Raw genomic sequence first — 14,019 nt, forward strand, 5'->3', positions numbered from 1 at the left:
TAACGCGGCTTGCTGATTTTAGGGCACGCTAAACCACCACGTCGCCAGTCCAAGGAAAGCAAAGAAGCCGACGCAGTCGGTGACGGTGGTGACGAAGACCGCCGAGGCCACCGCCGGATCGATCTTGAAGCGATCGAGCACCAGCGGGATCAGGATGCCCGCAAGCGCCGCGGCGAACATGTTGATGATCATCGCCGCTGCGATGATGCCGCCCAGATTGGCGTCGCGGAACCAGAAGCCGGCGACCATGCCGATCAGCACGGCGAACACCACGCCATTGATGAAGCCGACGCCGAGCTCGCGGCGGATGATGCGCGCAGCGTTGTAGATGTCGAGGTCCCTGGTCGCCAGCGCACGCACGGTGACCGTCATCGTCTGCGAGCCGGCATTGCCGCCCATGCCGGCCACAATCGGCATCAGCACCGCAAGCGCCACGATATGCTCGATCGTACGGTCGAACAGGCCGATAACCGACGCAGCGAGGAAAGCGGTCAAAAGGTTGATCAGCAGCCAGGGCACGCGCGAGCGCGAGGTGGCGAGCACCGTATCCGACAGTTCTTCGTCGCCGACGCCGCCCATGCGCAGAAGGTCTTCTTCCGCCTCTTCCTGGATGACGTCGACCACGTCGTCGATCGTCAGCACGCCTACCAGTCGCCCGTTCTCGTCGACCACCGCGGCGGAGAGCAAATTGTATTGCTCGAACTCGCGGGCCGCCTCTTCCTGGTCCATCGTGGCCGGGATCGCGTGCAGCGTCTCATGCATGACATCCTCGACCATGACCGCGCGCTTGCTGCGCAGGATCTGGTCGAGGTCGATGGCGCCGAGCAGCTTGAAGCTCGGGTCGATGACGAAGATCTGGCTGAAGCGGTCGGGGAGGTTCTTGTCCTCGCGCATGTAGTCGATGGTCTGCCCGATCGTCCAGAATGGCGGCACGGCGACGAACTCGGTCTGCATGCGCCGGCCGGCCGTCTCTTCCGGATAGTCCAGCGCGCGCCGCAAACGAATGCGCTCGGTGAACGGCAGTTGCGACAGAATCTCGTCCTGGTCCTCCTGATCGAGGTCTTCCAGAATGTAGACGGCGTCGTCGGAATCGAGCTCCTGAACGGCCTGCGCGATCTGCTCGTTGGGCAGATTGTCGACGATGTCCATGCGGATCGCTTCGTCGACTTCGGTCAGCGCGGAGAAGTCGAAGTCGGAGCCGAGCAATTCGACCAGCGCGCGGCGCTGTTCGGGATGCAGCGCCTCCAGCACGTCGCCGAGCTCCGACTGGTGCAGATCGTCAACTTCGCGCTTGAGCGTGATCGTGTCGCGGTCGGCGATCGCCGCGCCGATCTGGGCAAGGAATGAAGCGCGCACGGCGCCGTTCTCGCCATAGATGTCGGCGTGGTGCTCCTCGGCGGGCGCGGCGCCGGTCGTCTCTCTGTCCTGGACTTCCACCAGCGCCTCCCGCCAACAGGGATTCGGAAAGGGTTCAAAGTCAGGTCTAGCGCATGACTCCGCAAACCGGAAACCGCTTTCGGAGAAATCCCAGACCTTTGCGGCAGATAGCGCGGCGACGCGATTCGTCTTGCGAAGATGTCGCGCTAGAGCCCGGAATAGCCGAAGAAATATCGCGGCGATCTTGCCCACGGGGTCGCTGGCTCACTACGCGTCGCAGCTGTGACAATCCCTCCAGCCGACGCGACAGCGCATGTCGCTGGGGAAAGAGCACCCCTTCCCCGTTGAGGCAGAATTGTCATGATGCAGGATCCATCAGGGTCTGCGCGTCCCCTAACCGATCGAGGACAAACGCTGCCCTTGAACATCAAGTCCGCAAAGACGAACGAGGCAAATACCGAGCGGCGCGTTCGCGTGGTCGTTGCCGAACGCAATCCGCTCGTTGTCTCCGCGCTGCGTGAAATGCTGGAATGTGACGGCCGCTTCGATCTGCTCAGCGCCGTGCACAGCGGCTCGCAATTCCTGGAACTGGCCGCCGCCACGAAGTTCGATGTCGGCGTCATCGGCTGGAAGCTCGCCGACATGGACGGCGCCGACGTGCTCACGGAAGTTCAGAGCCGCCAGCTTGGCGTGCGCATCACCGTTTTCTCCAACGACCACGACATCGGCATCCTGAAGCAATGCGTGCGCCTCGGCGCTCAAGGGTATTGCTTCCAGTTTGACGATCCGCCGGTGATCTTCGAGACGATCCTGGCGGTCGCGCATGGCCGCATCTGCATCCCGTATATCGACATCAACAAGGTCAACGACACGCCGCTGTCCCGCCTTACCGTGCGCGAGCGCGAATTGCTGGCGGTGCTTTCCGACGGCTGGACCAACCTGCAGATCGCCACGCGGACAGGGATTTCCGAGAACACGGTGAAATACCACCTCAAGAATCTCTACGACAAGCTCGACGTGCGCAACCGCGCCATGGCCGTCGCGCTCTATTCCAGCGAGAAGCGCCGCAACTCGAAATCGCCTATCGGGTAGGCCGCCGAGGTCGCCAATCGGGTAGGACCATCCCACCCGCAAGGGCCAACAACTTACCCGGCAAGGTGTTGTTGGCGAGCCTGTTCAAAACGAGAATTCCTCCACAATCCCAACGATCGGAGGAGTTTCGCGCATGGCTGGGGTCACCCACCTCTTCATCCCAGGACCCACCAACATTCCGGAGCAGGTCCGGCAGGCCATGAACCTGCCGATGGAGGATATGCGCGCCGGCTCCTTCCCCAACCTGACGCTGCCGCTGTTCGAGGACATCAAAAAGGTCTTCAAGAACGAGACGGGCCGCGTCTTCATCTACCCGTCGTCCGGCACCGGCGCCTGGGAAGCGGCGATGACGAACGTGCTCAGCCCCGGCGACAAGGTGCTGATGTCGCGCTTCGGCCAGTTCTCGCATCTCTGGGTCGACATGGCCGAACGCCTAGGCTTCGAGGTCGATGTCATCGACTGCGAATGGGGCACCGGCGTCCCGCTGGAGCTCTATGCCGAAAAGCTCCGCGCCGACAAGGCGCACCGCATCAAGGCCGTCTTCTGCACCCAGAACGAGACCGCGACCGGCGTCACCAGCGACGTCGCCGGCTGTCGCGCCGCGCTCGACGCCGTGAACCATCCGGCGCTCCTCTTCGTCGACGGCGTCTCCTCGATCGGCTCGATCGATTTCCGTCAGGAGGAATGGGGCGTCGACTGCGCCGTCAGCGGTTCGCAGAAGGGCTTCATGCTGCCAGCCGGTCTCGGCTTCCTGTCGGTCAGCCAGAAGGCGCTTGCCGCTTCGCGGGTCGCCACGCACCGGCATTGCTACTTTTCCTTCGAGGACATGATCCGCACCAATGATGCCGGCTATTTCCCCTACACGCCGGCCACCCAGCTGCTGCGCGGCCTGCGCGCCTCGCTCGACCTCATCGCCGAGGAAGGGCTGGAGAACATCTTTGCCCGCCACCACCGCTTGGCCGAAGGCGTGCGCAAGGCGGTCGACGCGTGGGGCCTGAAGCTTTGTGCCAAGACACCGCAATGGCACTCCGACACGGTCAGCGCCATCCTGGTGCCGGAAGGCATCGACAGCGCCAACGTCGTCAAGCGCGCCTACAACGCCTACCAGACATCGCTCGGCGGCGGCCTCAACAAGGTTGCCGGCAAGGTCTTCCGCATCGGCCATCTCGGCTGGCTGAATGAGGTGATGGTGCTGGCCTCGCTGTCGGCCGCCGAAATGACGCTGCTCGACTGCGGCGTACGCTTGGCGCCCGGCTCGGGCGTGGCGGCGGCGATCGAGCACTTCCGCCGCACCGCCGACATGCCGGTCGCCAAGGCGGCGTGAGGAGCGGACCATGAGCCACACCATCAACCACCTGAAGAAGCTCAGACTCCAGCGCAGCGAACTGGCCGTGCCGGGTTCGAGCCCGGAGATGATCGACAAGGCGGCAAACAGCGCCGCCGACTTCGTCTTCCTCGACATCGAGGATGCGGTGGCGCCCACCGACAAGGAGCGCGCCCGCAAGAACATTATCCAGGCGCTGAACGACATCGACTGGCGCGCCAAAGGCAAGACCGTCTCGGTACGCATCAACGGCCTCGACACCCATTATATGTACCGCGACGTGGTCGATGTCATGGAACAGGCTGGCGACAAGCTGGATACGATCCTGGTGCCAAAGGTCGGCGTGCCGGCCGACCTCTACATGGTCGAAGCCATGGTCAACCAGATCGAGATGGCCAAGGGTTTCAAGACCCGCGTCGGTCTCGAAGCGCTGATTGAGACGGCGCTCGGCATGGCCAATGTCGAGGCGATCGCCGCCACGCCCGGCCGGCTGGAAGCGATGCATTTCGGCGTTGCGGACTATGCCGCCAGCAATAAGGCGCGCACCGTCAACATCGGCGGGCTCAATCCCGACTATCCCGGTGACCAGTGGCATTTCGCTTTGTCGCGCATGACCGTTGCCTGCCGCGCCTATGGCCTGCGCGCCATCGACGGCCCGTTCGGCGATTTCTCCGATCCGGAAGGCTACAGGGCGGCCGCCAGGCGCGCCGCGGCGCTCGGCATCGAAGGCAAATGGGCGATCCACCCTTCGCAGATTGCCCTCGCCAACGACGTGTTTTCGCCGCCTGAGAAAGAGGTCACGCGCGCCCGCCGCATCCTCGAAGTGCTGAAGGAAGCGGAAGCGGCCGGCAAAGGGGCCGCCGCGCTCGACGGCAAGATGATCGATGCCGCTTCGGAGCGCATGGCGCGCAACGTGCTGGTGGTCAACGAGGCGATCGAGCGCGCCAGCCAGGCGCATGCCGCGCAATAGAACTACGGGAGGACAAGATGGACATTCACGAATACCAGGCCAAGGAACTGCTTGCCCGTCATGGCGTGCATGTGCCGCGCGGCGGCCTCGCCTACAGCCCCGAGCAGGCGACCTACCGTGCCAGGGAGATCGGCGGCTCGAAATGGGTGCTGAAGGCGCAGGTCCATTCCGGCGCGCGCGGCAAGGCCGGCGGCATCAAGCTCTGCTCGAACGACGAGGAGATCTCCAGCGCCGCGGAAGCCATGCTAGGCCGCAAGCTGGTCACCCACCAGACCGGCCCGCGTGGCAAGCTGATCTCGCGCCTCTACCTCGAGGAAGCCGTCGACATCGCGCAGGAGCTCTATCTCGGTTTCGTGCTCGACCGTAAGGAAGAGCGCGTCATGATCGTGGCGTCGGCCGCCGGCGGCATGGAGATCGAGGACATCTCCGAGAAGCAGCCGGATTCGATCATCCGCGCCACCGTCGATCCCGGCGTCGGCATGCAGGGTTTTCAGGCGCGCGAGATCGCCTTCGGCCTCGGGCTGGAAAGCAACCTGATCGGCAAGGCGACCGAAACCATCCTCGGCTGCTACCAGGTGTTCCGCGACTACGACGCCTCGATGCTGGAGATCAATCCGCTGGTGGTGACGCGTGACGGCAGCCTGGTCGCGCTCGATGCAAAGATGTCGTTCGACGAGAACGCGCTGTTCCGCCGCCCGGAAATCTCCGAGCTGCGCGACAAGAGCCAGGAAGACCCGCGCGAAACCTTCGCCAGCGACCGCGGCCTCTCCTATGTCGGCTTGGACGGCAATATCGGCTGCATCATCAACGGCGCCGGCCTCGCCATGGCGACGATGGACATGATCAAGATCGCCGGCGGCGAGCCGGCCAACTTCCTCGACATCGGCGGCGGCGCCTCGCCCGAGCGGGTGGCGAAATCCTTCCGCGCCGTGCTCGGCGACAAGAATGTCGAGACCATCCTGGTCAACATCTTCGCCGGCATCAACCGCTGCGACTGGGTGGCCGAAGGCGTGATCAAGGCGATCCGCGAGGTCGGCGTCGACGTGCCGCTGGTGGTGCGCCTGTCCGGCACCAAGGTGGAGGAAGGCCGCAAGATCCTGGCCGACTCCGGCGAGGCGGTGATTGTCGCCGACACGCTGGCCGAAGCCGCCGAAAAGGCCGTCGCCGCCTGGCGCGAAGCCACCAAGAACAAAAAAGCAGCCTGAGGGAGGTCGAGAAATGGCAATCCTGCTCAACCGCAGCACCCGCGTCATCGTCCAGGGTTTCACCGGCAAGATCGGCAGCTTCCATGCCGAGGACATGAAGCGCTACGGCACCAAGCTGGTCGGCGGCGTCACCCCCGGCAAGGGCGGCCAGACGCATCTCGGGCTGCCGGTCTTCAACACCGTCAAGGGCGCGGTTCGCGAGACCCGCGCAGAGGCCAGCATCGTCTTCGTGCCGCCGCCCTTCGCGGCGGATTCGATCATGGAAGCGGCGGATGCGGGGATAAAACTCTGCGTCTGCATCACCGACGGCATCCCCTCGCAGGACATGATGCAGGTCAAGCGCTACATGCGACGCTACCGCTTCGAGGACCGCATGCGCCTGGTCGGCCCCAACTGCGCCGGCGTCATCACGCCTGGACAGGCGCTGATGGGCATCATGCCGGGCAGCATCTATCTGCCTGGCCGCGTCGGCATCGTCGGACGCTCCGGCACGCTGGGCTACGAGGCCGCCTCGCAGATGAAGGCGCTGGGCATCGGTGTCTCGACCAGCGTCGGCATCGGCGGCGACCCGATCAACGGCTCGTCCTTCAAGGACATCCTGCAGCTCTTCGAGCGCGACGACGACACCGACGCCGTGGTGATGATCGGCGAGATCGGCGGCCCGCAGGAGGCCGAAGCCGCGATCTGGGCGCGCGACAATATGCGGAAGCCGCTGATCGCCTATATCGCCGGCCTGTCCGCTCCGAAAGGTCGCCGCATGGGCCACGCCGGCGCCATCATTTCCGCCTTCGGCGAGTCTGCGCAGGAGAAGGTCGAGATCCTGAAGGAAGCCGGCGTCGTCATCGTGCCGACCCCCGCCTCGTTCGGCGAGGTCGTGGCCGATACGCTGGCGCGGACCAAGAAGGCGGCCTGACGCCCGACCGGGCGAAGGCCGCATAGCTGTAAAATCTGTTCGGGTCGGCGGAAGGATCGCGGCGGCCCACCGATCGGCAGGAAATACCATGAAACCGCGTTTGATTGTCACCCGCAGATGGCCGGCCGCCGTTGAAGCGATCCTCGCCGAGCGCTTCGACACCACGCTCAACGCCAGCGACGAGCCGCTAAGCCCTGCCGCCATGACGTCCGCCTTCGCGGATTATGACGCGATCCTGGCAACGGTCAGCGACCGCTTGCCGGTTGCAGTGTTTCCCGACAGCGCCGCCCGCACCAGGATCATCGCCAATTTCGGCGTCGGCTTCAGCCATATCGACATCGCGGCGGCCCGCGACCGCGATATCGTGGTGACCAACACGCCCGGCGTGCTGACCGATTGCACCGCCGACCTTGCGCTCAGCCTCATCTTGGCCGTCGCGCGCCGGACCGGTGAAGGCGAGCGGCAGCTCAGGGCCGGTGAATGGCGCGGCTGGTCGCCGACCCACATGGCCGGCGCGAAAGTATCGGGCAAGACCTTGGGCATCGTCGGCATGGGGCGCATCGGCAAGGCGACCGCCAGGCGCGCGCATTTCGGCTTCGGCATGAAGATCGTGTTCTTCAATCGCTCGCCAGTCGATGACGAAGAGACGCGCGCCATGGGCGCGGTGCAGATGCCAAATCTGGACGATGTGCTGGCAGTGTCCGACTTCGTGTCGCTGCACTGTCCCGGCGGCGCGGAAAACCGCCATCTCATCGATGCTCGGCGCCTGCGTTTGATGAAAGCCGGCGCGTTCCTGATCAACTCGGCGCGCGGCGATGTGGTTGATCAGGATGCCCTGATCGACGCGCTGGAAAGGCGCGAGATCGCCGGCGCGGGTCTCGACGTCTTTGCGGAAGAGCCTGCCGTTCCGGAGGCGCTGAAGCGCTTGGAAAACGTCGTGCTGTTGCCGCATCTCGGCAGCGCGACCGAGGAAACACGCGTGGCGATGGGCATGAAGGTGGTGGAGAACCTCACCGCCTTCTTCGAAGGTCGCCCGATCCCCGATCGCGTCGCCTGACAGCCGGCGCCGCTCTCGGTTCAGGGCGCGGCGGCAATGCAATCGATGCGGACGAGGAAGCGGCTTTGGAACAGAGCAAGCGCATAAGATTTCGTGAGGACGAGCGCAGCCTGCTGTTGCGCCTGCTGCTTCAGGTCGCAAGTGCGCGCGAGCCCGAGATCGCCGCCGTGTTGAGCGGACGCAGGTCGCTCGTCTCCCTCGCCCCCGAGCAGCGCATCCCGGCGCTTCAGGCGAGCGGCGTCTGGTTCCAGCTTCTGACGATTGCCGACGAACTGCTTGCCATGCGGGCGCGGCGCGAACTCGAACAGGGCGCGGGCGTCGGCGACGTGCCCGGGTCCTTCGCAAGTGTGATTGCCCAGATGGCGGCGAACGGGCTCTCGGCGGCGGAGGCCCAGGCGGCGCTCGATGCGCTTTGCGTCGGCCCGACCATGACCGCGCATCCGACCGAAGCCAAGCGCGTCACGGTGCTGGAGATCCACCGCCGCATCTACCGCAAGCTGACCGAGCTCGACCAGCCGCGCTGGGCGCCGCGTGAACGCGACCTGCTGGTCGCCGATCTGGAAAGCGAGATCGAGCTCTTGTGGATGACCGGCGAGCTGCGGCTGGAGCGCCCGACGGTGGAACGCGAGATCGCCTGGGGCCTGCATTTCTTCCGCGAAGTCATCTTCGAGGCGACGCCGCAGCTCTATGGCAAGCTTCAGGGCGCCTTCGAGCGCCACTATCCAGGCGAGCCGATCAAGATTCCCTCCTTCATGCGCTACGCCTCGTGGATCGGCGGCGACCGCGACGGCAATCCGAATGTGACGGCCGAGGTCACCGCCCATGCCATGGCCGAATACCGCGACACCGCCATAGGCTGGTATCTGACGCAGGTGCAGCGGCTGGTGTCGGTGCTCAGCGCCAGCTCGAACGTCATCGAGCTGCCGGCCAGCTTCAAGCCGGTGCTGCAAACCGCGCTTAATAAGAGCGGCGATGCGCGAGAGATCGCCGCCCGCAACCCTGACGAACCGCTCCGCCAGTTCGCTTCGGCCCTGCTTGCACGGCTGGTCGCCACGCGCGACGGCGGCAAGGCGGCATACCTGTCAGCGGAGGCGTTTCGCGCCGATCTGAGCGCGCTGTCTTCGGTCCTCGAAGCGATTGGCGGGCGCGCGGTGGCCAGGCGTTTCGTCCAGCCACTGCTTTGGCAGGTCGGAAGTTTTGGTTTCCGCACTGTTTCGCTCGACATCCGGCAGAACTCCACGGTCGTCAACCGGGTGCTGGCCGAGCTGTTTGCGCTGACGGATCCCGCCGATCCGGTCGCCCCCGGCACACCGCAATGGTCGGCGCGCATTCGCGCAGCCCTCAGCCAGGGCGAGCGGCTGGAGATCGACGAAGCGCGGCTCTCGCCGGAGGCAGCCGAACTGCTTTCGACATTCTCGGTTGTTGCCAGGCAAATCTCGGGCTCTGATCCCGACGCGGTCGGCTCCTTCGTGCTCAGCATGACCCGTTCGGCCGACGATCTGCTCGCGGTCTATCTGCTCGCGCAATATTGCGGGCTGTCGACCGCGCCCGGCGGTGGCGGCACGATCAGGCTGCGGATCGTGCCGTTGTTCGAGACCATCGCCGACCTGCAGGCCGCGCCCGCCATTCTGAACGGACTGCTCGGCGTTTCGCTGGTGCGTCGCACAGTGCGCGATTTCGGCGCGCGCCAGGAAATCATGCTTGGCTATTCGGATTCCAACAAGGATGGCGGCTTCCTCGCCTCCAATTGGGAACTGGCAAAAGCGCAAAAGCGCCTCGCCGCCATCGGCCGCAAACACAACACCAGGATCAGCTTCTTCCACGGCCGCGGCGGCTCCGTCAGCCGTGGCGGCGCGCCGACCGGCCGCGCGATCGCGGCGCAGCCGCTGGGCACCGTCGCCGGGTCCATGCGGGTGACCGAGCAGGGCGAGGTCGTGTCGTCGAAATTCGCCAATCGCGGCACCGGCCTCAACCAGCTCGAGGTTCTCGCCGCCGCTGTGCTGGCGCATGGCGCCCGATCACCGCGCGATGCCGGGGTGAAGGAATCGCCGGAGTTCGACGAAGCGCTGGAAGCGCTGGCGGGAATGTCGCAGGCATCTTATGCCGGATTGATGGCCGAGCCGGGCTTCCTCGATTATTTCAACCAGGCGAGCCCGGTCGCCGAACTGGCGCTCTTGAAAATGGGCTCGCGCCCGGATCGCCGTTTCGGCGCCAGCGGCATTGCCGACCTGCGCGCCATTCCATGGGTGTTCGCCTGGAGCCAGAACCGTCACCTGCTGACCGGCTGGTATGGCATCGGCAGCGCGCTCAGCGCCTTCGTCACGGTGCGCGGCGAGGCTGGGCGCGAGCTTTTGGCTCGCATGTTCGAGCATTCGCGCTTCTTCCGCCTGATCGTCGATGAGGCCGAAAAGACGCTCTACCAGTCCGACATGGAGATAGCGCGGCTCTATGCCGGCCTGGTGTCCGACAGCGACGCAGCGGCCCGAATCTACGCCCGCATCGCCGCCGAATACGAACTGACGCGACGCCTGATCGGCGACCTCACGGGAGGCGACCTTTCCGCGCGCTTTCCGATGTTCAAGCGGCGTTTCGACAACCTGCGCCGGCAGATGGACGACATTCATTGTTTGCAGGTCGATTTGTTGCGCGAGGTCCGGGCAAGCACCGGGACAGTGGATCGGAGGCGGGCGACCGACGCCTTGCTCGTCTCGATCAACTGCATCTCAGCCGGCCTTGGGTGGACGGGCTAGGGTTCGGCCCTCATGCTCAGTAACCGACTGGAAAACTCAAAGCAGCGGCGCGGTCCTCAGTACTTGGCGCCGCTTCTGTTTTGGCCCGCGGAATGGAGACGACGCGCCCACCGTCCGTCGGCTTGCGAGGTCATCCAAGTAACATCTCTGGGGAGAATGGTGCGGTCGAGAAGACTCGAACTTCCACGGGTTGCCCCACAGCGACCTCAACGCTGCGCGTCTACCAATTCCGCCACGACCGCACGTGGTAGGAGCCGGAACCGTCCGGCCCGGGGCCTGTAGCAAATCGTTTCCGGCGAAACAAGTGCGCTGTGCGGAATATTCGTCGCTCATTTGCACAACCCTCTACGGGCCGGCGGCGCATTGCCGGAACTGGACGTCTCGGCAGATTGCCGCCATATAAGCGCAGACGCATGCCGCCCAAAGGTGAAACGCGATTTTGGGATCGCGGCATGCATAGCCGATAAACGAACAATCCATGACAGAACGCAGCCAGATCGCCACGTCGTTCCTGCCCCTCCCCGGTTCGGCGCCGGTGGAATGGGTGATCGAACCCGGCCTCACCGCCTATCCGGAGGCGCTGGCCTTTATGGAGGCGCGCGCCGAGGCGATCCGCAGCGGCGCGGCAGGCGAGATGGTCTGGCTGGTTGAGCACCCGCCGCTTTACACCGCCGGCACCAGCGCCCGCAGCGAGGATTTGATCGATCCGGACCGTTTCCCGGTCTTCGCCGCCGGGCGCGGCGGCGAATACACCTATCACGGTCCGGGACAGCGTGTGGCCTATGTGATGCTCGACCTGAAGCGGCGGCGCGAGGATGTGCGCGCCTTCGTCGCGGCGCTGGAGCAATGGATCATCGGCACGCTCGCCGCCTTCAATGTGCGCGGCGAGCGCCGCGAGGACCGAGTCGGTGTCTGGGTGGTGCGGCCGGATCGCCCTGCCCTGCCGGACGGCACGCCGGCCGAGGACAAGATCGCGGCAATCGGCATCCGGTTGCGGCGCTGGGTGAGCTTCCACGGCATCGCCATCAATGTCGAGCCGGATCTCGGCCATTTCGGCGGCATCGTGCCTTGCGGCGTCTCGGACCACGGCGTGACCAGCCTGGTCGACCTTGGCCTGCCAGTCACCATGGCCGACCTCGATCTGGCGCTGAAATCCGCTTTCCAGGATGTGTTTGGCCCCGCAGCGGTGCCTGCCGCCGAAATGTCCCGAAAGGCAGGCTGATCGCTACATCAGCTGTGCGGATGCCCAGAGCATGCCATAGCCGTGGATGGCAAACACCGCCAGCAGCGCGCCGGCCATGGCCAGCCGGTCGAAGGGCTGGATCGGCTTCAGCTCGTGGCGTGGCTTGACGCCGCTGCCCATGGTGATCAGGCTCAGGATCGAGAACACCGCGCCCGTAATCAGCAGGAAGCTCGGCGAGAAACCGGCCTGCCAGCCTAGCGCCAGAAGCGCCGACAGCAGGAAGAAGGACGCCAGCGCCAGCGCGACCGGCCCGGGGCAGATCTGGCGCAGCACCTGGCCGCCGTCGAATTTCCACACCGGCACGAGGTTGGCGATGTTGAACAGCGACGCGCAGCCGGCAAGCGTGGCCAGCATCACCGCGGCCAGCCGGTGCCCCTCGCTGTCGGCAAAGCCGCTGGCGGCGATCAGCACCGGCACCAGGAAGGCGGAGAAGCCCGCGCCCATCAGCGCCACAAAGGCAACCTCGAAGCGGCTGTCATAGGGCCTGCCGCCGATGGCGATGCCGCCTAGCAGCGGAATGAAGATCATCCGCGCCCGGCGATGCCCCGTCAGCCGGAAGGCCACCATGTGGCCGAGCTCGTGCAGGGCGACCACCGAGGTCAGGATCGCGGCCAGCGCCAGGCCGCCGAGGTTGAGGCCGAAGAAGGGCCACAGGATTAAGGCCGAGAGCACGGCAAAGCCGATCTGGCTGAGCGGATGCTCGAACCAGCCGCCTTTGCGATAGGTGCCGGTCGCCGCCCAGACGTCGAGCTTGCGCAGTTCGCGGCGCATGGCGAAGAAACGAAAGATCAGGAAGGCGACGCCGCGATAGCGGTCGGTCTGCGTAAGCGTGACTCGCGTCGCATCGCCCTCAGGGACGAGTTCGGCGGTCTCGCGATAATTCGCCCAGAACGACGGATCGAGCGCCGTATCCTCAACGACCCGCATCGAAAAGCGGCTGCCGTCCACGACATGCTCGAAGCGCGCCTTGCGTTCGATCGGCCGACCGTCCCGGCCCTCCCAGGACAGTTTGATCAGCGCCGTCCCCTCACTATCCAGCGGCTCGGCCGAGAGGATTTCGCCGGACCATCCGGCATCGCTGCCGAACGGCCAGAGCGCCTGCCAGAGGCGATCGCGGTCGGCCTTGATCACGCGGCCGACCGTCACCGTGCGCAATCCGAGCGGCACGGTCATCAAAAGAAAGATCAGTCCGAGATTGCCGGCCACAAGGGTGACCGTGACGATGACCGACACTGCCTTCGCTCCCTGTCTTGAAGGAGCAGCCTAGCGGCGGCGCGGCCAAGAAAGACTTAACAAAAATGCGCGGGCTCTTGTCCGTTCCTGGGCGGCCCCTTCCTCGCCCCAACAAAGGGCGGGCACTTTTGCCCGTCCCGACTAACAGGGCGGGCCATTGCCCGTCCGGTGGCGGCGATAGCTGCATTATCACATGGCGCCGATCCAGATCGCCATGGAAACGAGAAAAGTGCTCATGCAAACCAGCGAGACGACATCCTGAACCAGATCAGACATAACTCTCTCCGTTGTTGGTATGTTCGTAATTTGTTCTAATTTTGTTCGAATGTCAACGACTGTCGGCGCCCAGTGGCAGGGAGAGAATTTTGCACAGTAAATGAAGGGTTAATCGCTCGCCGGCAGCTGAAACGAAGGCGCGGCGCGACAGGAGGCCCTGAATGGCTGGCCGCAAAATCAAACGCTAGAGCAATTCCAGTGTGAGCGGTTTTCCGCCCGAATTGCGTAAAAACAAGGAGATAGTGCGTTTCGCCGTTTCCGTGAAACGGTGAAGCGCACTACCGGCTGCCAAGGGCCGCGCGCAGAAGGCTGATGATAGCCGTGGCCTTCATAGCGGGGCGCCGAACTACGAGTGCGGGCAGCCACATGTTTCCCGATTGAAGCCCTGGACGCACCGGTACGAGCCGCCGTGCGGACAACCGAAAAGCAGGGGGTAAACCGTCGACACGGGATCGCCAGGAACAGCAACGCCACAATCCCGAGAATGACCTTTTTCACGGCGGCCTCCGACCGGCGAGAGGTCGCATCATCACTTCGGTGACCTGTGACGATGCTTCGGCCCACCGCCGTGACAGCATT

10 protein-coding genes and 1 tRNA gene are annotated in these 14,019 nt (G+C 64.9%); 8 read left to right on the forward strand and 3 right to left on the reverse strand.

Annotated elements, in window-relative coordinates; translation table 11 throughout:
- Positions 1-18: 18 nt before the first annotated feature.
- A complete protein-coding gene (gene mgtE, locus EN869_RS15175) occupies positions 19-1,437 on the reverse strand; it encodes a magnesium transporter (RefSeq protein WP_127228722.1) in 1,419 nt (472 codons plus the stop codon).
- 360 nt (positions 1,438-1,797) lie between these two features.
- Between mgtE and EN869_RS15180 the strand changes: the two genes are divergently transcribed.
- From EN869_RS15180 to EN869_RS15210, 7 genes are all read left to right on the forward strand, one after another.
- Positions 1,798-2,469 carry a response regulator transcription factor gene (locus tag EN869_RS15180; RefSeq protein WP_245489317.1) on the forward strand — a complete coding sequence of 224 codons (672 nt, stop codon included), beginning with the start codon at positions 1,798-1,800 and terminating at the stop codon, positions 2,467-2,469.
- 133 nt (positions 2,470-2,602) lie between these two features.
- Entirely contained in the window at positions 2,603-3,793 is a 1,191-nt protein-coding gene (locus EN869_RS15185; RefSeq protein WP_127228723.1) for an aminotransferase class V-fold PLP-dependent enzyme, read from the forward strand.
- A 10-nt stretch (positions 3,794-3,803) separates the two neighbouring features.
- The gene (locus EN869_RS15190) at positions 3,804-4,763 is read left to right on the forward strand and encodes a CoA ester lyase (protein ID WP_127228724.1); all 960 of its coding nucleotides are present in this window, start codon (positions 3,804-3,806) and stop codon (positions 4,761-4,763) included.
- 17 nt (positions 4,764-4,780) lie between these two features.
- On the forward strand, positions 4,781-5,968 hold the full coding sequence (locus EN869_RS15195; protein ID WP_127228725.1) for a malate--CoA ligase subunit beta: 1,188 nt from the start codon (positions 4,781-4,783) through the stop codon (positions 5,966-5,968).
- Between the two features lie 13 nt (positions 5,969-5,981).
- Positions 5,982-6,881: a succinate--CoA ligase subunit alpha gene (sucD, locus tag EN869_RS15200; RefSeq protein ID WP_095815516.1), complete on the forward strand. Its 900-nt coding sequence runs from the start codon at positions 5,982-5,984 to the stop codon at positions 6,879-6,881.
- An 88-nt stretch (positions 6,882-6,969) separates the two neighbouring features.
- A complete protein-coding gene (locus EN869_RS15205; RefSeq protein ID WP_127228726.1) occupies positions 6,970-7,938 on the forward strand; it encodes a D-glycerate dehydrogenase in 969 nt (322 codons plus the stop codon).
- A gap of 65 nt (positions 7,939-8,003) precedes the next feature.
- Positions 8,004-10,688 (forward strand): phosphoenolpyruvate carboxylase, encoded by a 2,685-nt coding sequence (locus EN869_RS15210; protein WP_127228727.1) that lies wholly within the window; start codon positions 8,004-8,006, stop codon positions 10,686-10,688.
- A gap of 157 nt (positions 10,689-10,845) precedes the next feature.
- Here the strand turns inward: EN869_RS15210 and EN869_RS15215 are convergent.
- Positions 10,846-10,930, reverse strand: a tRNA-Leu gene (locus tag EN869_RS15215).
- Between the two features lie 236 nt (positions 10,931-11,166).
- On the opposite strand from EN869_RS15215, the gene lipB reads away from it, so the two are divergent.
- The gene (lipB, locus tag EN869_RS15220) at positions 11,167-11,910 is read left to right on the forward strand and encodes a lipoyl(octanoyl) transferase LipB (RefSeq protein ID WP_127228785.1); all 744 of its coding nucleotides are present in this window, start codon (positions 11,167-11,169) and stop codon (positions 11,908-11,910) included.
- Positions 11,911-11,913: 3 nt separating this feature from the next.
- Here the strand turns inward: lipB and EN869_RS15225 are convergent, their stop codons facing one another.
- Positions 11,914-13,164 (reverse strand): site-2 protease family protein, encoded by a 1,251-nt coding sequence (locus tag EN869_RS15225; RefSeq protein WP_127228786.1) that lies wholly within the window; start codon positions 13,162-13,164, stop codon positions 11,914-11,916.
- Positions 13,165-14,019 lie beyond the last annotated feature (855 nt).

The sequence above is a fragment of the Mesorhizobium sp. M2D.F.Ca.ET.226.01.1.1 genome, from assembly GCF_004022705.2.
GTDB lineage: Bacteria > Pseudomonadota > Alphaproteobacteria > Rhizobiales > Rhizobiaceae > Mesorhizobium.